20 protein-coding genes are annotated in these 20,335 nt (G+C 45.9%); 14 read left to right on the forward strand and 6 right to left on the reverse strand.

Annotated features, from left to right (window positions below):
- Positions 1 to 6 precede the first annotated feature (6 nt).
- A complete protein-coding gene (gene ald / locus AS030_RS14045) occupies positions 7 to 1,128 on the forward strand; it encodes an alanine dehydrogenase (protein WP_061972495.1) in 1,122 nt (373 codons plus the stop codon).
- A 48-nt stretch (positions 1,129 to 1,176) separates the two neighbouring features.
- Here the strand turns inward: ald and AS030_RS14050 are convergent, their stop codons facing one another.
- Positions 1,177 to 2,274: a M24 family metallopeptidase gene (locus AS030_RS14050; RefSeq protein ID WP_061972496.1), complete on the reverse strand. Its 1,098-nt coding sequence runs from the start codon at positions 2,272 to 2,274 to the stop codon at positions 1,177 to 1,179.
- Positions 2,275 to 2,472: 198 nt separating this feature from the next.
- Between AS030_RS14050 and AS030_RS14055 the strand changes: the two genes are divergently transcribed.
- The 3 genes from AS030_RS14055 (at position 2,473) to AS030_RS14065 (ending at position 4,870) form a co-directional block, all read left to right on the forward strand.
- Positions 2,473 to 3,150 (forward strand): metal-dependent hydrolase, encoded by a 678-nt coding sequence (locus AS030_RS14055; RefSeq protein ID WP_061972497.1) that lies wholly within the window; start codon positions 2,473 to 2,475, stop codon positions 3,148 to 3,150.
- 60 nt (positions 3,151 to 3,210) lie between these two features.
- On the forward strand, positions 3,211 to 3,468 hold the full coding sequence (locus AS030_RS14060) for a hypothetical protein (RefSeq protein WP_061972498.1): 258 nt from the start codon (positions 3,211 to 3,213) through the stop codon (positions 3,466 to 3,468).
- A gap of 85 nt (positions 3,469 to 3,553) precedes the next feature.
- Positions 3,554 to 4,870, forward strand: a complete 1,317-nt coding sequence (locus tag AS030_RS14065) for a DRTGG domain-containing protein (protein WP_061972499.1) — start codon at positions 3,554 to 3,556, stop codon at positions 4,868 to 4,870.
- Positions 4,871 to 4,915: 45 nt separating this feature from the next.
- Here the strand turns inward: AS030_RS14065 and AS030_RS14070 are convergent, their stop codons facing one another.
- Complete coding sequence (locus tag AS030_RS14070; protein WP_061972500.1) at positions 4,916 to 5,218, reverse strand: YtpI family protein; 303 nt, start codon at positions 5,216 to 5,218, stop codon at positions 4,916 to 4,918.
- Between the two features lie 96 nt (positions 5,219 to 5,314).
- On the opposite strand from AS030_RS14070, the gene AS030_RS14075 reads away from it, so the two are divergent.
- Complete coding sequence (locus AS030_RS14075) at positions 5,315 to 6,265, forward strand: DHH family phosphoesterase (protein ID WP_061972501.1); 951 nt, start codon at positions 5,315 to 5,317, stop codon at positions 6,263 to 6,265.
- Positions 6,266 to 6,371: 106 nt separating this feature from the next.
- Here AS030_RS14075 and AS030_RS14080 read toward each other — a convergent pair whose 3' ends face one another.
- The 3 genes from AS030_RS14080 to AS030_RS14090 form a co-directional block, all read right to left on the reverse strand.
- Positions 6,372 to 6,554, reverse strand: coding sequence for a YtzJ family protein (locus tag AS030_RS14080; RefSeq protein ID WP_061972502.1), 183 nt, complete (start codon positions 6,552 to 6,554; stop codon positions 6,372 to 6,374).
- A 121-nt stretch (positions 6,555 to 6,675) separates the two neighbouring features.
- Positions 6,676 to 7,179, reverse strand: coding sequence for a sporulation membrane protein YtrI (ytrI, locus tag AS030_RS14085; protein WP_061972503.1), 504 nt, complete (start codon positions 7,177 to 7,179; stop codon positions 6,676 to 6,678).
- Position 7,180: 1 nt separating this feature from the next.
- Positions 7,181 to 7,510: a YtrH family sporulation protein gene (locus tag AS030_RS14090; RefSeq protein ID WP_061972504.1), complete on the reverse strand. Its 330-nt coding sequence runs from the start codon at positions 7,508 to 7,510 to the stop codon at positions 7,181 to 7,183.
- Between the two features lie 118 nt (positions 7,511 to 7,628).
- Between AS030_RS14090 and AS030_RS14095 the strand changes: the two genes are divergently transcribed.
- The 8 genes from AS030_RS14095 to AS030_RS14130 all read left to right on the forward strand — a co-directional run bounded on the left by AS030_RS14095 (position 7,629) and on the right by AS030_RS14130 (position 18,289).
- Positions 7,629 to 11,018 (forward strand): DNA polymerase III subunit alpha, encoded by a 3,390-nt coding sequence (locus AS030_RS14095; protein WP_061972505.1) that lies wholly within the window; start codon positions 7,629 to 7,631, stop codon positions 11,016 to 11,018.
- Between the two features lie 167 nt (positions 11,019 to 11,185).
- On the forward strand, positions 11,186 to 12,424 hold the full coding sequence (gene ystJ, locus AS030_RS14100; RefSeq protein WP_061972506.1) for an NADP-dependent malic enzyme: 1,239 nt from the start codon (positions 11,186 to 11,188) through the stop codon (positions 12,422 to 12,424).
- A gap of 25 nt (positions 12,425 to 12,449) precedes the next feature.
- A complete protein-coding gene (locus AS030_RS14105) occupies positions 12,450 to 13,079 on the forward strand; it encodes a FadR/GntR family transcriptional regulator (RefSeq protein ID WP_061972507.1) in 630 nt (209 codons plus the stop codon).
- Between the two features lie 32 nt (positions 13,080 to 13,111).
- Positions 13,112 to 13,966, forward strand: coding sequence for an acetyl-CoA carboxylase, carboxyltransferase subunit beta (accD, locus tag AS030_RS14110; protein ID WP_061972508.1), 855 nt, complete (start codon positions 13,112 to 13,114; stop codon positions 13,964 to 13,966).
- A 2-nt stretch (positions 13,967 to 13,968) separates the two neighbouring features.
- Positions 13,969 to 14,946, forward strand: coding sequence for an acetyl-CoA carboxylase carboxyltransferase subunit alpha (locus tag AS030_RS14115; protein ID WP_061972509.1), 978 nt, complete (start codon positions 13,969 to 13,971; stop codon positions 14,944 to 14,946).
- A 116-nt stretch (positions 14,947 to 15,062) separates the two neighbouring features.
- A complete protein-coding gene (pfkA, locus tag AS030_RS14120) occupies positions 15,063 to 16,022 on the forward strand; it encodes a 6-phosphofructokinase (protein WP_061972510.1) in 960 nt (319 codons plus the stop codon).
- Positions 16,023 to 16,064: 42 nt separating this feature from the next.
- Positions 16,065 to 17,816 (forward strand): pyruvate kinase, encoded by a 1,752-nt coding sequence (gene pyk / locus AS030_RS14125; RefSeq protein ID WP_061972511.1) that lies wholly within the window; start codon positions 16,065 to 16,067, stop codon positions 17,814 to 17,816.
- Positions 17,817 to 17,893: 77 nt separating this feature from the next.
- Positions 17,894 to 18,289 carry an FxsA family protein gene (locus tag AS030_RS14130; RefSeq protein ID WP_061972512.1) on the forward strand — a complete coding sequence of 132 codons (396 nt, stop codon included), beginning with the start codon at positions 17,894 to 17,896 and terminating at the stop codon, positions 18,287 to 18,289.
- 343 nt (positions 18,290 to 18,632) lie between these two features.
- On the opposite strand, the gene ytvI is transcribed toward AS030_RS14130, so the two are convergent.
- Positions 18,633 to 19,745, reverse strand: coding sequence for a sporulation integral membrane protein YtvI (ytvI, locus tag AS030_RS14135; RefSeq protein WP_061973028.1), 1,113 nt, complete (start codon positions 19,743 to 19,745; stop codon positions 18,633 to 18,635).
- 48 nt (positions 19,746 to 19,793) lie between these two features.
- Between ytvI and AS030_RS14140 the strand changes: the two genes are divergently transcribed.
- On the forward strand, positions 19,794 to 20,252 hold the full coding sequence (locus AS030_RS14140; RefSeq protein WP_061972513.1) for a DUF441 domain-containing protein: 459 nt from the start codon (positions 19,794 to 19,796) through the stop codon (positions 20,250 to 20,252).
- Positions 20,253 to 20,335 lie beyond the last annotated feature (83 nt).

Here is a 20,335-nt window from a genome sequence, read left to right on the forward strand (position 1 = left end):
TGGAAAATGAAAATCGGTGTTCCCACAGAAGTGAAAAATAATGAGAACCGTGTGGCGATGACGCCGGCCGGTGTATTGAACCTGGTGGCATCCGGGCATGAAGTGTATATTCAGAGCGGTGCGGGTGAAGGATCTGGCTTTCATGATTCTGAGTATGAAAAAGCGGGAGGAACGATTGTGCAGACCGCTGATCACGCCTGGGCCATGGACATGGTGATGAAGGTAAAAGAACCGCTGCCTGAAGAGTATATTTATTTCAGGGAAGGACTGATCTTATTCACTTATCTTCACCTTGCGCCAGAGCCGGAACTGACAAAAGCATTGATTGATAAAAAAGTAGTGGGCATCGCCTATGAAACCGTGCAGCTGCCAAACCGCTCACTTCCGCTTCTCACCCCGATGAGTGAGGTGGCAGGGAGAATGGCGGCGCAAATCGGCGCACAATTTCTTGAAAAGCCAAAGGGCGGAAAAGGCATCCTGCTTGGAGGAGTTCCGGGGGTGAAACGCGGAAAGGTAACCGTCATCGGCGGCGGCGTAGTTGGAACAAACGCTGCAAAAATAGCGATGGGGCTTGGAGCTGATGTGACCATCATCGATTTAAATCCTGAGCGGTTAAGACAGTTGGATGACATCTTCGGAGCAGAGATTAACACCCTGATCTCCAACCCGTTAAACATCGCTCTATCTGTAAGTGAATCCGACCTGGTAATCGGCGCTGTATTGATTCCGGGAGCTCGGGCGCCCAAACTTGTAACAGAGGAAATGATCAAATCCATGAAGCCGGGATCGGTCATTGTAGATGTAGCCATCGACCAGGGTGGTATCTTTGAAACCGTTGATAAAATCACCACCCATGATCATCCGACGTATGAAAAACACGGAGTGGTTCATTACGCGGTCGCCAACATGCCGGGAGCGGTTCCACGGACATCAACGATGGCGCTTACAAATGTCACCGTACCTTATGCGGTCCAAATCGCAAATAAAGGGTACAAAGAAGCCTGCCGGAAAAATGAGGCTCTGCTTATGGGGATTAATACACTTGAAGGCTATGTGACATACGAAGCGGTGGCAGAAGCGCACGGTCTTGAATATAAGTCGGTTCATGAGTTTATTGATAAAGATTGATACAAAAGAAAACCAGCGAATCCATCTTGGATCCGCTGTTTTTTCTGATTAGTTTACAATGACAAGTTCCTTGGTGAATTGTGTAAGGCATTCGTGGCCGCTTTCTGTTATGTAAACATCGTCCTCGATCCTTACACCACCCACATCCGGAAGGTAAATACCCGGTTCGATGGTATAAACCATTCCTTCAACCAGTTTTTCGTTATTTTTTTCGTTCATGGAAGGGTGCTCGTGAACGTCAAGCCCAAGCCCATGACCGATGCGGTGAGGGAAGTAGTCGCCGTATCCCGCTTCTTCGATGACCCGTCTTGCAGCAAGGTCTAGATCACCCACGCGGGTTCCCGGTTTGCTCAGATCCAATGAGGCCTGCTGGGCTTTTTTCACCACTTCATAAATTTCTTTTTGCTTTTCGGAAGCCGACTGGTAGGCAACGGTCCGGGTAATATCCGAGCAATATCCATCAACCACCACTCCAAGATCAAAAAGGACAAAGTCTCCTGGCTGGATTTCTTTTAATCCGGGATTGCCGTGTGGCATCGCGGACTTTTCCCCTGCCAGAATGGTTGTGGAAAAGGACATTTCTGCCGCCCCTTTTTTCTTGAGTGCATATTCCACTGTAGCGACGAGCTCAAGCTCTGTTACTCCTCTGCCTATGGCTGCGATTCCTGTTTCTATGCCAAAGTCGGCCAGACGTGCTGCTTCGCGGAGAATGGAAATTTCATCTTTGCTTTTGACAAGCCTCATGGCATTCAGCTCATGCTCCACGGACACAAGGGATGCGTTTGGAAAAAGATTTAACAGCTGCATACCGCGATGATAGGAGAGATGCTCTTTTTCCACGGCAATGGATTCCACAGAAGAAATGCCGCGGCCGGAAATGGCTTCCGAAATCATTTCCCATGGATTATCCGTATCGGAAAAGCCCAGAATCTCATGCTTCCATCCTGCATTTTTTGCCTGTAGTACTTCCATTCCTGGACAAATGAGAACGGGCTCTTTATCCGGAAATACAAATACACCGAGCAAGCGCTCGTGAGGGAAACAGCGAAATCCCGTTAAATAATAAACATTGGCGGTTGAAGTTACAAATGCGCCTTGTATGTTTTGCTCTTTCAGCCAGGTTGAGAGTGCTTCGATTTTTTGCATAATGTATCTTCCTTTCCTATGTATGGCTATTCATTGATATTTGAAGTACGCTTTCAATGTATCACTTCAATGGGGGGTTGTAAACGAACCGCCTCTGTAAAAGTCCGTTTAAGATCTGTGAAAACAGGTAATGAGAAGGAAATGAAGGCTGTAATTGCGAAATGAATTACAGATAACTATTAAAGGAGATGTGAAGTAATGAAATTAACGTTCCATGGACAATCTGCACTAGAGATTACCACTGAAAAACATTCCATATGGGTTGACCCTTTTATTTCAGGCAACACCTTTTGTGATGTGGAGATTGATGACGTAAAGCCGGATGTTATTCTTCTGACCCACGGACATAATGACCATGCCGGTGATGCAGAGGAAATTGCCAAACGGAATAACAGCCTGATTGTAGCGCCGTTTGAGCTGGCCGAATATTTTGGTACCAAGGGCTTGAACGTTCATCCCATGCATATTGGCGGCGGCTATCAGTTTGAATGGGGATATGTAAAGTGGACGCAGGCTTTCCACGGATCCAGCTTTACCGAAGAAGACGGAACGGTTGTCTATACAGGCATGCCGGCGGGACTTCTCTTTACATCAGAAGGAAAAACGATTTATCACGCAGGCGATACGGCCTTGTTCTCGGATATGAAGATGATCGGCGAACGCAATGATATTGATGTGGCCTTTTTACCGATCGGGGATAATTTCACGATGGGGCCAGAAGATGCGGCAACCGCGTCGGAGTGGCTTAATGCGAAATTGACAGTGCCTATTCATTACAATACGTACCCTGTGATTGAACAGGATCCCGACAAGTTTGTCGCATCTTTAAAAGGAGACGGCAAGGTCCTTAAACCGGGAGAATTTATTGAACGATAGGATACGCTCTGCTTCTGCCTCCTTGTCAACATGCATAGCATTAGACAAGGGGGTTTTTTTATGATGGCCAATCACACCATGTTTAAAGCACTTTCTTTATTGGCGCTGCTGGTTTACGGTATTCCGCATTTGAATTTTTCTCAGACAGGAAGTCCGGCTTTTGTTTTCTCGGTTGTTTGGCTCGGTTTCGCACTTGTGGCATTCATAGCACAGACGAAGAAATTATGGATGACGCTGGTTTTTGTTCTTGAACTGCATCAACGACCAAAAGGTGATAATCCCGAGCATTCCGGGCAGTCCTTCCTGAAGAATCATTGAGTTTCTGTTTCAATGTCTGTATAATCTGTATTAATCAACTATAGTAGAACAGATAAAACAGAAGCCAAAAGGAACGGTGGATAACGTGGCTACCAAACATGAACAAATTATTGAATACATCGAATCCCTTGAAATCGGCTCCAAAATTTCTGTACGGCAGATCGCCAAAGCGCTTTCCGTAAGTGAGGGCACTGCCTACAGAGCCATTAAAGAAGCTGAGAATCAAGGTGTGGTCAGCACAATTGAACGTGTTGGAACCATCCGTATTGAGCGGAAATTGAAGGAAAATATTGAAAAACTGACCTTTGCCGAGGTGGTTAACATTGTGGACGGCCAGGTGCTCGGCGGCAGAGAGGGATTACATAAAACACTAAACAAATTTGTCATCGGCGCGATGAAGCTGGATGCCATGATGAGATACGTGGATCCGGGAAGCCTCCTGATTGTCGGTAACCGTGAAAACGCCCATGAATTGGGACTGAACTCCGGGGCAGCTGTACTCATAACTGGAGGGTTTGATACAACAGATGAAGTGAAACGGCTGGCGGATTCCCTGAAACTTCCTGTTATTTCTTCGAGCTATGACTCCTTCACCGTGGCGACCATGATCAACAGGGCGATTTATGACCAGCTTATCAAAAAGGAAATCGTACTCGCTTCGGATATACTGATACCGGCAGAAAAGACCCACCTGCTCACCACGTCAGATAACGTGGAAAAATGGTACGAACTCAATCAGAAAACACAGCATAGCCGTTATCCGGTCATTGACAGCCAGATGAAAGTGGTTGGCATCGTAACGTCAAAAGACATCATTGGTATGGAGCGGTCTTTAATGATCGATAAGGTCATGACCCGCTCACCCATTACGGTCACTCATAAAACGTCTGTTGCTTCCTGCGCTCATATTATGATTTGGGAGGGCATTGAGCTACTGCCAGTGGTGAACAACGCACAGAAGCTGCTCGGGATTTTGACGCGGCAGGATGTATTGAAATCCATGCAAATGATCCAGAAACAGCCTCAGGTCGGGGAAACCTTTGACGATTTGATTACCGCCTCCATTACGGAAGTCAAAGACGGACAAGCTCCAAGATACAAGTTCGGGGTTACCCCGCAAATGACCAACTACCTCGGGACCGTTTCATACGGCGTCATGACAACCCTTGTTATTGAAGGAGCCAGCCGCGCCCTAAGAAAGATTAAAAAAGGGGACATCGTGGTTGAGAACCTGACGTTTTATTTTATCAAACCTGTGCAGATGGAAAGTACGATCGAAATCGTTCCGCGCGTACTCGAAGTCAGCCGGAAGTTCGGAAAAGTGGATGTGGAATTGTATCATGAGGGTGCAGTCGTGGGTAAAGCCCTTTTGCTTGCCCAGTTGATCGGACATCGCTCCTAACGAAAAAACGGCTCAGGATCATCATCCGCTGAGCCGCTTTTTATATTAAGACTGTGCGTTTTGTGCTTCTTCTATGGCCAAAGGCAGAAAATGCTTGTACATTTTATAGCCCTTAACCAATAAAAACAAGCCGTAAACAGAAAAAATGATAGCAATCCAAAGCTGGATTTTATCTTCGACCATGGTGAACTCGTTCAAACCGAATGAAAGCAAGAAGATACCAAGTGCCATTTTGGCTTTGGTACCAATCCAGTTTTTTTCATAAACAGCTCTGGAACGGACTTCTTTTACTTTATAAAAAATGTAAAATGAAAGAGAAACTACAATCAGGATAACAAATAACGGCATATGTCTACTAACCTCCAAGTTCGTTGTCCATCTCCATTGTAATGGTTGATGAGAAGAATTGCCATATGGTTAGTCAAAGAAAAGGGAGAGAATTCTATGAAAGACGCTATTCTTGAAACGATCAAAAGCTACAATAAAATCGTCATCCACCGCCATATCCGTCCGGACCCTGATGCGCTTGGTTCCCAGGGTGGACTTGGAGCCATTTTAAAAGCCAGTTTTCCAGAAAAAGAGATTTACCTGGTGGGGGAAGAAGATCGAGCATTAACGTTTTTGGTGCAAATGGATCAGATTACTGATGATACCTATAACGGTGCGCTTGTGATTGTATGTGATACGGCAAATTCCCCTCGAATCAGTGATCAGCGATACTCGCTCGGCGACAAACTGATTAAAATTGATCATCATCCCAATGAAGAGCCATATGGTGACCTTGTCTGGGTGGATACCAGTGCCAGTTCTGTCAGTCAGATGATTTTCGAGTGGTTCGAGCATGAAAAAGAAAATGGTCTGATTCTGAACAAAGAGGCTGCCCGGTTGTTGTTTGCGGGTATAGTAAGTGATACCGGACGATTTTTATACCGGAATACTACAGACAGAACTTATTATGCCGCAGGAGAGCTTGTGAGGAAAGGAATTCCAACAGGCGAAATCTTTGAAAATCTGTATAAAGTGAAAGAAAGTACGGCGAGATTGAATGGCTATGTTCTTCAAAATTTTACTGTGATTGACGGCATCGCCGGTTACATTCATCTTGAGAAGGAGACGCTCGAAGAGTACGGCGTAAGTGTGAGTGAAGCCTCCCAGCTCGTGAACGCGTTTGCCAATGTGGAGGGAATTGTGGCGTGGGTGTTTTTTGTTGATGAACCCAATCAGATTCGTGTCCGCCTTCGCTCAAAAGGTCCGGTGATCAATCGATTGGCAATGAAATACAACGGCGGCGGCCACCCGATGGCTTCAGGAGCAACGGTTTACAGTGAAGAAGAAACAAAACAAGTTGTTTCCGATTTGGTAGAACTGTGCAAAGAGTTTGTAACGGGCCGCTAAACCAGCAGGATGACATAAAGAAAAAACAGCTCGATGCAACTGCCCCTGGTAACAGGTCAGCAGTTCAACGGCTGTTTTTTGTTTGCTATGCACGCATTTAAATCCATTAGGATTTCTCGGGAATAAACCAGGAGCCAAGGTCTGTTGTGTCTTCGTGAACAGGAATATTCAGCTTCATCAGTTCTTTTTTGATGAGTTCTGCCACTTCTTTTGTTTCTGCAAAAGCAGAAAAGCCATTCTGGATTTTTTTGACTTGTTCGCGAGCGATTTCTTTACGGTTAATAATCAAGCGAAATACCCCCTATTCATTCTTGCTTTCTTTTATTGTAAACAATCCGGTATGAAAAAGCCAACAGATTATTTGAATTGTCAAAAAACAGGAAATACGAATTATTTTTGGGATGAGCAGATTATCCTTCGGGAATGATTTTTATGTGAACCTCGAGTGTCGTGAACAAAAAAAGATAAGTAACAATGACTTTGTAGCTTTCGCCGTCGACTTCATACCCTTTGTTTTCAATAGCCTTGTAAAGGAGCATACGGGTTTTATCGACGGATTCAATATCTTCACCGAGGAGGTTTTCCAGCTGATCCTGTACGGATTCTGATATTTCGTAGACTTTGAGCTGCGGCAGTCTGAGTGTATCATTGTTCGTTACGTATACTTTTATTTTCTGAACCCTTAATTGCTTTTCGTTTTCCTCATTGCTTTTTTCATAGGTATCTTTCCATTGGGCGATTTGTTCTTTAAGGTCAGCGATATGGGACGCTTGATTCTTGATGGTGCTGACATAATGTTCTACCGTCAGCCCATACTGTATTAAAAAGAAGACCCATCCCAGTATAATTCCAAGCATCATCCCGGCAAAAAAGCGCTGATATCCTTTTCGGTTAAAAAAAGGGGGGATTCTCATCTCAGTTCAGATTCTCCTGTGTCAGCCATTGCAAAAGAAGCATGGCGGTATTGGCTCCGGCCATGGCGATAAAGATGATAATCAGCTGTTTAATGATTTCGTAGGTTGCACCATTTAAAAAGCTTCGTTCAAAATTCGTAATGGTGTCAAACGTACCTCCCATTGCAGCCACGATGGCCCAGATTTTCAGTTTTTTTGCAAGATCCACTGTCTCCATGAGAGGGGCTTTCCCTACCAGGAAGGCGGCGAGGCCGCCGATAATGGCGCCACCGAGAATGACGCCGAAAGCGATAAAAAAGGTAATGATAATACTCGAAAGAAACTCTCTCACACGTCACTCCTCCTTTTTTATTATTATTATGGACACGCTCTGCCGAATATGCTTATTTTCTAAAGGAGGCACGGATGTACTATAATAGAAGACAAATGAGCGATAAGGAAGTGATGCAATGACATTTGTTCCGTTGCATATACATACAGAATACAGTCTGCTTGAAAGTTCCAGTCGCCTGAATTCCCTGGTGAACCGCGCAAAAGAGCTCGGGTACAAAGCGCTGGCGATTACGGACAAGCTGAATATGTACGGGGTGATCCCCTTTTATAAAGCCTGTAAAAAGCAGGGCATTAAGCCGATCGTTGGCGTTGAGGTCACCATTCTTTTAAACCCGGTGTTCGATACAAGAAAAAGACCGGAAACCGGCAAGCTGCTTCTTTATGCACGAAATGAAGAAGGCTATATGAATCTTTTGAAAATCAGCACAAAGCTGATGAAAGACCCGGCTTCTTTTCCAAGTCTGCAAAAAGATGTGTTGAGCGCAAATAAAGAGGGGCTGCTCCTCATCTCTTCCGGAACTGAAGGAGAAGTGCAGCAGCTGATTCTCCAGGGAGAAAAGGAGAGAGCGAGGGAAGTTTGCCGGCTTTATCAAAGCTGGTTTGGTCCACACGTTTACCTCGGGGTGGAAGACCATGGAACCGGGAAAGAAAAAAATATCAATTTTGAGATGGAGCAGCTCTCCAAAGAGGAAAACATTCCACTTACCGCTGCACATGAAATCTATTATGTGAAACCGGAAGAAGCGGAATCGCAGGAGGTGCTGCTCTGTATTAAAAACGGTCAGAAGCTTGGGGATTCGGATAGGGAAATGCTCCCAACCGATGAGTTTTACCTGCTGTCACCCGATGAGATGGAAACCCGGTTCAGCCACCTTCCAGATGCTTTGGCTGCCTCAGAAAAAATTGCGTCTGAGTGCAATGTCGATCTTGTATTCAATCAGCAGTTGATTCCTAAATATCCGCTGCCCGAAGGAACAGCATCCACCGACTACCTGAAGACGATTTGCCTGAAAGGCGCGGCTGCCCGATATGGGGAACCAGATGCCAGAGTTCTTGAACGGCTGGACTATGAGCTCGACATTATCCGGAAAATGAAATTTGATGATTATTTTTTAATTGTCTGGGATTTTATGAGATTTGCACATCGTTCCGGCATGATCACAGGACCCGGACGAGGGTCGGCGGCAGGCTCGCTTGTCGCTTATGTGCTCTATATTACCGAAGTGGACCCTATTGAGCATGATCTGCTATTTGAACGATTTCTTAATCCGGAACGTGTAACCATGCCGGATATCGATATTGATTTTCCGGATGTTCGAAGAGATGAAGTGCTTCAATATGTGAAAGAGAAATACGGAGAAGAACGGGTCGCTCAAATCATCACGTTTGGAACCCTCGCGGCCAAAGCGGCAATCCGTGATACGGCCCGGGTGCTTAACCTCCCGGGGAATCTGGTGGACTCGGTTTCCAAACAAATTCCCTCACGCCCGGGTATGACACTGGCACGGGCAACAGAAGAGTCGTTTGGGCTGCAAAAGCTGATGAATGAAAATCCGACTGTGAAAAAACTGATGGACGTGGCTGCTACGCTTGAAGGCTTGCCGCGCCACGCTTCCACACATGCAGCCGGGGTAATCATAAGCGGTCGGCCACTTACGCATTATACTCCCCTGCAAACCGGGCATGAAGGCATATCTCTTACACAGTACAGCATGGAATGGCTTGAGGAGATCGGATTGCTTAAAATGGATTTTCTCGGCTTGCGAAATTTAACGTTGCTGGAGCAAATCTGCACGCTCGTTGAAAAAGGTACAGGAACGACCGTCCATCTGGGCAGCATTCCGTTTGATGATAAGGCAACCTTTGAAATGTTGGGCAAAGGCGATACAACAGGGATTTTCCAGCTGGAATCTGACGGAATGCGAAGAGTCCTGCAGCAGCTGAAGCCAACGGAATTTGAAGATATTGTCGCCGTGAACGCGCTTTACCGGCCGGGCCCAATGCAGAATATTCCGGATTATATTGAGGGGAAGCATGGGACGCGAAAGGTACAATACCGGCATCCGGATCTTGAACCCATTCTAAAACCAACCTATGGCGTTATTGTGTATCAGGAACAGATCATGAAAATCGCCTCAAAAATGGCAGGCTTTTCTTTGGGTGAAGCCGACCTGCTGCGACGGGCCGTAAGTAAAAAGAAGCGGGATGTGCTCGATCGGGAAAGAGAGCATTTTGTTAAAGGCTGTCTTGATCATGGGCATGACCAGGAGACGGCGAACGGCCTTTATGATCTCATCGTCCGGTTTGCTGATTATGGATTTAACAAAAGCCATGCGGTCGCATATAGTGTTATCGCGTATCAGCTGGCCTATTTGAAAGCCAATTATCCGCTTTACTTCATGGCGGCTTTGTTGTCCAGTGTAACGGGAAATCCTGAAAAAATTGAACAGTACCGGAAAGAATGTACAGAAAAGAAGATACAGGTGCTTCCGCCCTCGATCCGACACAGCTTTCTCCATTTTACTGTGGAAGGAGATTGTGTTAGATTTGGTCTGTTGTGCATAAAAAATGCAGGTTATCAAGCAATCAAGCACTTGATTGAAGCAAGGAGCAAGCATCCGTTCACTGATTTGTTCGATGTTTGTGCTTATTCGCCCGCCAGGCTGGTGAATAAGCGGACACTTGAATCCCTGATTTTTGCCGGAGCATTCGATGATTTTGGACAGGATAGGGCTTGTCTTCTGGCTACTCTGGACCGGGCCATTGAGTATGGAGAAAAAATTCAGGCGTACCGGGAAGAAAATCAGATACAGCTGTTTGGGGAACACGACAGCGTAGAGAAGCCCGGCTATGTAGAAGTGCCTCCGTTCAAGGAGCCGGAACGTCTGAAGTTCGAGCATGAAGCCCTTGGCTTTTACCTTAGCGGCCATCCGCTGAAAAAGTTTCAGCGCATAATGGAACAGTATGGGCTCCTTTCCATCAGTGAAGCGTCAAACACCCCGGCGAAGTCCAATGTGCGCCTTGGCGTCATGATCACGAAGGTAAGAGCGATTAAAACAAAAAAGGGAGACCTGATGGCTTTTATTTCGGGAAGTGATGAATCGGGAGAAATGGAATTTGTGGCTTTCCCGAATGCCTATAAAACCTATCATGACCTTTTTCAAAAAGGAGCTTTCCTCTTGATTGAGGGAACCATGGAGGAAAAGAGCGGGTCAAGGCAGGTTTTGATTAATAAAGCCAGCCTCCTTTCGGACGTCAGTGAAAGAAAGCAGCCTTCCGGGGAACAAATTTTGTATCTCAAACTTCAAAAGAACCTTTCTCCGGCCGTGCTGAGCCAATTAAAAGCAAGGCTGAATACGAGCCGGGGAGAAGCCCGGGTGATTCTGTATTATGAACAGGATCGAAAAAGCATGAAGCTGGCACAGTCAGTCGCTCCAACCCATGAATTTTTGTCAGAAATCAGGGGGCTGATTGGTGCAGAAAACGTGGTGTTAAAAGGAAGGTAATGTCTTTACAGCTTGCCTTCATCTGTTATAATAAATAGGTCAATGGTGGTCTGACCACCAAAAAAGGCTGATAAAATATACTGGATATTTGCACCGCTTTGAAACAGACATTGCTTCACCAATTCTTTTTACGCTAACTTAATTCATTAAAATTAGGAGATGAACGGATGTCTATATTACGAGAAGAAGCACTGCACATGCACAGAGTAAACAAAGGGAAACTGGAATCAACTCCTAAAGTTCCGGTAAGAAATGCAAAGGATTTAAGCCTTGCGTATTCTCCGGGAGTCGCAGAACCATGCAAAGATATCTATGATGACAAATCCAAGGTCTACGAATATACCATGAAGGGCAATACTGTTGCTGTAGTTTCCGACGGAACCGCTGTTCTTGGACTGGGCAACATCGGACCGGAAGCGGCCATGCCTGTTATGGAAGGAAAAGCTGTTCTTTTTAAGAGCTTTGCCGGTGTGGATGCGTTCCCGATCTGCCTGAATACAACGGATATCGATAAAATTGTTGAAACGGTTAAGCTGCTCGAGCCTACCTTTGGCGGAGTTAACCTGGAAGACATTGCGGCTCCAAATTGCTTTTTGATAGAAGAACGATTGAAAAAAGAGACGAATATCCCTATTTTTCATGATGACCAGCACGGCACGGCAATCGTTACACTTGCAGGCCTTGTTAATGCTTTGAAGCTCTCAAACCGTCAGATGTCTGAGATCAAGGTTGTAGTGAATGGGGCAGGTGCTGCCGGAATCGCTATCATTAAGCTTTTGGACCGCTTTGGTGTAAAAGACATTGTAATGTGCGATACTAAGGGTGCGATTTATGAAGGTCGTCCGTTTGGCATGAACAGCGTAAAAAGCGAGGTTGCTAAATTCACCAACCGCTCCAAAAAGGAAGGAACCCTTCAGGAAGTCATCGCCGGCACCGATTTGTTCATCGGCGTGTCAGTTGAAGGGGCATTAACGGAGGAAATGGTTCGCTCCATGAATGAAAACCCGATCATCTTCGCCATGGCGAATCCTACGCCTGAAATTATGCCTCGAAATGCGAGAGAAGCAGGAGCTATGGTTATTGGGACTGGCCGTTCCGATTTTCCAAACCAGGTAAATAACGTACTTGCTTTTCCGGGGATTTTCCGAGGTGCTCTTGATGTCCGGGCAACCCACATCAATGAAGAGATGAAGATCGCTGCGGTGCATGCCATTGCGAACCTTGTGGCAGAATCAGAACTGAATCCTGATTATGTAATTCCGGCACCATTTGATCCACGTGTAGCACCAGCAGTTGCCGCAGCAGTGGCAAAAGCGGCTATGGAAACTGGTGTTGCCAGAATCAAAGCGGATCCCGAAAAAATCGCTGAAAAAACCATGCAGCTTTCATTGATTGGTAAGGAATAAGCGATTCTCGAGGGAGGCTGGACAGTTGTCAGGCACATCTGAAAAGGTCTATGTTGAGATCATAAAAAAGATTAAATCCATTATTGAAGAAGACGATCTGCAAGCCGGTGATAAACTTCCGTCGGAGCGAGAGCTTACAGACCGCCTGCATGTTGGGCGCTCCTCTGTAAGAGAGGCGTTGCGTTCACTTGAGCTTCTGGGGCTTATTGAAACCCGCAGAGGTGAAGGGACGTTTATAAAGCCTGCCACGGGCCACCGGCTTGTGGAGGTTCTTGCTTCTTTTATTTTGCACGATCAAAAGGCCAGGCAGGATCTTCTGGAAACCAAGTCTATTATTATCAGAGATTGTATAGAATTAGCTGTACAGAGAGTTCGTCCAGAGGATATTGAGTACCTGAATGTCCTCATCCGGGAGATCGAACGCACGGAGCATGACAGAGATGTGCAGCAGCTGATTCTCCGGTTTCAGGAATCTGTCATCAAATTATGCAATAATCATTTGCTGTACAGGCTGTGGGTTGAGTTATCAGACTACGGACTGTCAGTTCATCAACATTCATTTCTTCTTCATTCAGGGGAATGCTCGCAACTATTGGAGCACTTAAAGAACGGGGACAGCAAGAATGTAATTCAGCTAATGTCACAGACGATGTGAGATTAAGTTTACACAGTATGGGTGGTGTTATTTTGTTAAAGGATTTTTTCGCCAAGAAGAAGAAATATGCCACGATTCCTACCGAAAAAATGAAACATGATGTACCTGAGGGACTGATGACCAAGTGTCCCGAATGCAAACACATCATGTATACAAAAGAGTTAAAGAAAAACTTGCTTGTATGCCAATCCTGCCATTATCATTATCCGATGTCTTCCTTCGAACGAATTGGAAGTCTTGTGGACGAAGGCAGTTTCACAGAATACGACCGGAACATGATATCGGAGAATCCGCTGGAGTTTCCAGGATATCTGGAAAAATTAGAAAGTGACAGAATGAAAACAAAAATCAATGAAGCGGTTGTCACTGGAGACGCGACCATTAATGAAAATCCAGTTGTTATTGCCGTCATGGATTCGCGTTTCAGAATGGGCAGCATGGGCTCTGTGGTTGGAGAAAAGATCACAAGAGCTATTGAGCAGGCTATAGAGAAAGAGCTTCCGTTTATCATCTTCACCGCTTCCGGTGGTGCAAGGATGCAGGAAGGAATCCTGAGCTTGATGCAGATGGCCAAGACGAGTGTTGCGCTTAAAAGGCACAGTGACCGCGGGCTGCTGTTTATTTCTGTCATGACCCATCCGACAACGGGCGGGGTATCTGCAAGCTTTGCTTCTGTTGGAGATTATAATTTTGCAGAGCCTAAAGCGTTGATTGGCTTTGCCGGCCGCCGGGTCATCGAGCAGACAATCCGCGAAGACCTGCCGGAAGATTTCCAGACGGCAGAATTTTTGCTGAAGCACGGTCAGCTTGATAAGGTTATACCAAGACATGAAATGAAAGAAACACTGACAAATGTATTGAAAATCCACTCAGGAAGGAGGGCATAAACATGGTTGGAGAGTTGGAGTTCGAACGTCCGATTACAGAACTGAAAAAGAAGATCGCAGAACTTAAATCGTTTATGGATGAAAAGGGAATTGACCTAACCGATGAAATCACTTCACTTGAAGAAAGGCTGAGCGCTCTTCAAAACGATACGTATGAAAATATGAGCGCATGGGACCGTGTTCAAGTTGCCCGCCATCCTGAGCGTCCGACAACCCTTGATTACATCTCTTATCTTTTTAAAGATTTCATTGAATTGCATGGCGACCGCCTCTACGGAGAAGATGAGGCGATTGTCGGGGGAATTGGCATGTTCCATGACCAGCCCGTTACTGTGATTGGACAGCAGCGCGGCCGTGACACAAAAGAAAACATCAGGCGCAACTTCGGCATGCCGCATCCGGAAGGATACCGCAAAGCCCTTCGTTTGATGAAGCAGGCAGAGAAGTTCTCACGCCCGGTTATTTGCCTGATGGATACAAAAGGAGCATTTCCCGGGAAGTCAGCTGAAGAAAGAGGACAGAGTGAAGCCATTGCCAGAAACCTGGTGGAAATGGCGGGTCTTCATGTACCCATTATTTGTATCGTTATCGGTGAAGGTGCAAGCGGCGGAGCCCTTGGCATCGGAGTAGGCAACCATGTTCACATGCTGGAAAACTCCTGGTACTCTGTTATTTCACCTGAAGGTGCGGCTTCTATTCTTTGGAAGGATTCCACAAAGGCCAAACTTGCGGCAGAGTCGATGAAAATTACAGCTCCGGATCTGAAGGAACTCGGAATTATCGATGAAATGATCCCCGAAGTTAAAGGCGGAGCACATCATGATCCCGAAGAACAGGCGAAGCGAATCGAAGCGGTTATTCAGTCATCGCTTGAAGAACTGATGAATTTGTCGGAAGAAGAGCTGGTGGAACAGCGCTATGAAAAGTATAAAAATATGGGAGAATTTACGTTTGTAAACGATTCCATTGCTGTGAAATAAGGAATGTGCTTTCTCTGTGACGAGAAAGCACATTTTTTGTCGTTTGTTGTCTATTGTGTTGAAGTTTTGAACATGATATTTTAATAAGATGAGAATACAGGAGAGGTGGAAGCTAAATGAAGCGAATTGGGGTTCTTACGAGTGGAGGAGATTCACCAGGTATGAACGCTGCCATTCGTGCTGTAGTTCGTAAGGGGATTTTTCATGATCTTGAGGTTTATGGCATCTATAATGGTTATGCTGGCTTGATTGCGGGTAACATTACTAAATTGGAAGTGGGCTCTGTGGGAGATATTATTCACAGAGGCGGCACCATGCTTCGTACAGCAAGATGCGAAGAATTCAAAACGTCTGAAGGACAGGCTAAAGGTATTGAGCAGCTAAAGAAATTTGGCATCGAAGGTTTGGTTGTCATTGGAGGAGACGGTTCTTTTCAAGGAGCGAAAAAACTCTCCGAAGCCGGGTTTCCAACGATTGGTTTGCCAGGAACCATTGACAATGATATTCCGGGAACCGATTTTACGATTGGATTTGATACAGCATTAAATACTATAATTGAAGCGATCGATAAAATTCGAGATACTGCAACTTCCCATGACAGAACCTATGTCATTGAAGTTATGGGGCGCGATGCAGGGGATCTGGCCTTATGGGCAGGTCTTGCTGACGGTGCAGAATCCATTCTTATACCTGAAGAACAGCATGAAATTGATCACATTATCAACCGTCTGCAGCTGGGCATTGACCGCGGTAAGAAACACAGTATTATCATTGTGGCTGAAGGCGTCTGCAGCGGTGTGGAAATCGGAAAACAGATCGAAGAAAAAACGAACTTGGAAACACGGGTTACGGTGCTGGGACATATCCAGCGCGGCGGATCACCAACCGCATTTGACCGTGTACTTGCAAGCCGTCTGGGCGCCAGAGCCGTAGAGCTCCTGCTTGAAGGCAAAGCCGGGCGTACCGTTGGTGTGCAGAAAAACGCCCTGGTGGATCATGACATCACGGAAGTGCTGGCAAGCAAACACCATTTGGATCAAGGAATGTACCGTCTGTCTCAGGAACTATCAATCTAATTTTACATTGCATGAGCAAGTGCAAAACACAGGAGGAAGACCATGCGTAAAACAAAAATAGTCTGTACTATCGGACCTGCAAGCGAGAGCGTTGAGAAACTGACTCAACTGATCGATGCAGGTATGAATGTGGCTCGACTTAATTTCTCTCACGGAGATTTTGAAGAGCACGGAGCACGTATTATTAATATCAGGGAAGCAGCTGGTAAGCTGGGAAAAACAGTTGCCATTCTTTTGGATACAAAGGGGCCTGAAATTCGTACACAGACATTGGAAGGCGGAGTGGCAGAGCTTCAAGCAGGAGAAGAGCTTGTCATTTCCATGGAAGAAGTCGTGGGTACGAATAAAAAAATCTCAGTAACATATCCTGGCCTTGTGGACGATGTTCATGTAGGTTCCAAAATTCTTTTGGATGATGGCTTGATTGAGCTGGAAGTTACAAAAATCGGAGCCAAAGAAATCACAACAAAAATACTTAACAGCGGAACGCTAAAAAATAAAAAAGGGGTTAACGTCCCAAATGTCAGCGTTAAGCTGCCAGGTATTACGGAAAAAGATGCGAAGGATATCGAGTTCGGTATAGAACAGGGAATCGACTTTATTGCTGCCTCCTTTGTACGTCGTGCGACGGATGTGCTTGAGATCCGCGAGATTCTTGAAAAGCACAACGCCCCAAGCATTCAGATCATTCCAAAGATCGAGAACCAGGAGGGTGTCGAAAACATCGACGAAATCCTTGCTGTATCTGACGGTTTGATGGTTGCCCGCGGTGACCTTGGCGTGGAAATCCCTGCTGAAGAAGTTCCGCTAGTGCAAAAAATGCTCATTAAAAAGTGTAACGAGCTTGGAAAGCCTGTCATTACGGCAACGCAGATGCTCGATTCCATGCAGCGTAATCCTCGTCCAACACGTGCGGAAGCGAGTGACGTAGCCAACGCGATTTTTGATGGCACAGATGCCATTATGCTTTCCGGAGAAACAGCAGCCGGAACTTATCCGGTTGAAGCAGTACAAACCATGCACAAGATTGCGAACCGTGCCGAAGCCTCTCTGGAATACCGCAATATCCTGTCACAGCGAAGCAAAGAGAGCAAAACAACGATTACAGATGCGATTTCTCAATCTGTATCCTTTACTGCTCTTAATCTTGAAGCGGATGCCATCATCACAGCAACCGAGCGCGGTCATACTGCAAGAATGATTTCCAAGTATCGTCCAAAAGCTCCTCTTGTTGCGGTAACAAGCCACGATGACGTGATGAGAAAGCTTGCTCTTGTCTGGGGAGTCTATCCGGTAAAAGGCAAAAAGGCAGAAACAACAGATGAAATGTTCCAGATTGCTATTGACTCTTCCATTGAAAGCAACCTTGTTACTCATGGCAGCATTGTGGTGATTACAGCTGGTGTTCCTGTAGGAAAAACCGGATCAACCAACCTTCTTAAAGTTCATGTGATCGGCGATGTACTTGCCAAAGGTCAGGGCATTGGACAAAATTCCGCTACCGGGAAAGTTGTAGTGGCAAAAACCTCCACTGAAGCTTCCAAAGTTCAGGCAGGCGACATCCTTGTAACGATCGGTACTGACCGTGAAATGATGCCGGCAATTGAAAAAGCAGCTGCTATTATTACCGAAGAAGGCGGGTTAACAAGCCACGCTGCAGTAGTGGGGATCAGCCTTGGAATTCCTGTTATCGTTGGTCTTCAGAATGCCACAGAAATTTTAAAAGACGGCCAGGAAATTACGGTGGACGCTTCCAAAGGCGACATTTACGACGGGCGTAAAAATGTACTATAAAATATACAAATAAGAGAGGGATTCTTGTCCTTCTCTTTTTTTATAAACAAAAAGTGTGATGGTAAAGGAGCACCTTTATGTTCAGGATTTTATTTTTATTGTTGCTGATCGTACCCGCTGCCGAAATTGTAATTTTGGTATGGGTGGGCCACCAAATCGGTCCACTGCCCACGTTTATCCTCATTGTCCTCACCAGCCTGCTTGGCGCATGGCTGGCCAAAAAAGAAGGGCTGCATGCTTTGAGGCTTGCACAATCTCAGCTGCAGAACGGGCAGGTTCCCGGCTTTGTCCTTATTGACGGCATCTGTATTCTGGCGGGTGGTATATTTTTGTTCACGCCAGGCTTTATTTCAGACCTTATCGGTGTGCTTCTGCTCATCCCGCCGACCCGGGCGGTGGCAAAAGCCTGGCTTTTGCGCTATTTTCAGCGAAAAATCAAATCCGGGCAATATCAATTCTATTGGAAACGGTAAAAGAGCATCCATTTTGGACGCTCTCTTCTTTTTACGGGGGAGAGTAAAACCGATGGCTGCGTTTTATGGAAAAGTCCTCCAATGCTTTTCGTCTCTGATCGGGCATGTCGGCTTTTCCTGATCCAGCTTCCACGCCCAGAGACTCAATCATTTCAGCCTTTTCCAGAAAACAAAAAGCGTTTTATGGAAAAGTCCTCCAATGCTTTTCGTCTCTAATCGGGCATGTCAGCTTTTCCTGATCCAGCTTCCACGCCCAGAGACTCGATCATTTCAGCCTTTTCCAGAAAACAAAAAGCGTTTTATGGAAAAGTCCTCCAATGCTTTTCGTCTCTAATCGGGCATGTCAGCTTTTCCCTTTGATAAACGCATAGATTTCGTGGAAAAACTGGGCTTGATGGAGGGCGCGGATGATGACGAGAAAGGCAGGTCCAATTAACAGCCCAAGAAAGCCAAACCACTGGTATCCGGCAAAGAGGGCAATCAGGGTAGCGAGAGGATCGAGTCCGATCGTGGAGGACAGAATTTTGGGTTCTGCCAGCTGGCGCTGAATGATCACAACCCCATACAGGATGGAAAGCCCCACGGTCAAAGGATAGTCGCCTGATACGAAGGTATACGCAATCCAAGGCATAAAAACCGCTCCCGTTCCGAGGTAGGGAAGAAGGTCAACGGCACCAATCAAAAGTGAAATGGTAATGGCGTATTCAATCCGCAGCAAAAGCAGACCGATTAGAACAATACAGGCTGTCATTGAAATCAGTGTAAACTGGGCCTTTGCAAAACCGAACAACGCCTTTCTGAGCTCCAGATAGACGGTCCGTGTGCTCGCCATCCACTTGTCCGAAGAGATTTTTCGCAAATACCGGGAAAAGCGGTACCAGTCCTTGCATATAAAAAAGGCAGCCAGTATGGAAAAAACAAAAACGGTCACAAACGTGGGAAGGCTGACGACCAGGGCGGAGACGATATTCACGGCTTCTTGTGCGAGCTTGGAAACCGTTGTGGTAATGTGGGTACCGATGGCGTCAATATTCTTCATGATCGTTTGCTGATGGTCGTCTTCAAGGTTGTTGAACATGGCGTTAATATCATTATAAAAGGGCAAAATTTTTGTTTTGAAGCAGATCTCCATATACTGCACAAGTTCCTTGCTGTAATCGGGAAGAACATGGGCCAGGTACGCCAACCCGGTGAAAATTTCACGGACGAGCAGCAGGATGATGCCGGCTGCCGCTCCAATCAGGAGCAGCAACGCCGCAAAGACAGCCAGCGCCCTCGGCATTTTCCCCTTTTCCTCCAAAAAGTTAACAAACGGATTAATCACCATGGCGATGATTCCCCCCAGGATAAAAGGATAGGTTACTTTGGAGAGAAAAAAACAGCCTACTAAGACGAGGGCAAATAAACATACTATGAGAAAGAAACGAAATATACGGTGCAGATAATCATTGTTCACCATTTCCACCACTTCCTGTCCATTGCTTACTACGAAAGAAGGTATATTATGCAGTCCACTATATTTTTGGTTATTTTGCTCATCATAGGAGTAATCGCGAAGAACCAGTCGCTGATTGTAGCGCTGGCGGTATTGCTTGTCCTGAAATTCACCGGGATTGGGGACAAGGTTTTCCCGCTGATTCAACAAAAGGGAATAAACTGGGGAGTCACGATCATAACCATTGCTGTTCTTGTTCCTATTGCAACCGGCGATATCGGATTCAAGCAGCTTCAGGAGGCAATGAAGTCTTCCTTCGCCTGGATCGCCTTACTTTCGGGAATATTTGTCGCACTAATTGCTTCTAAAGGAATCATCCTTCTCCAGGAGGATCCGCATATCACAGCAGCTCTTGTTTTCGGCACTATCCTCGCTGTAGCATTCCTGAACGGCGTTGCCGTAGGGCCGCTTATCGGAGCAGGAATTGCTTATTTCGCCATGAAGATTGTCGAATATTTCACTGCATAAAGAAGGAAAAAGGGCTTAAGCATTCACAAAGTACTATTTATTGTTTATAATTGACTTATATGTACCAATTCCTTTAAATAGTC

The organism is Fictibacillus enclensis (genome assembly GCF_001457035.1).
Classification (GTDB): Bacteria; Bacillota; Bacilli; order Bacillales; family Fictibacillaceae; genus Fictibacillus_C; species Fictibacillus_C enclensis.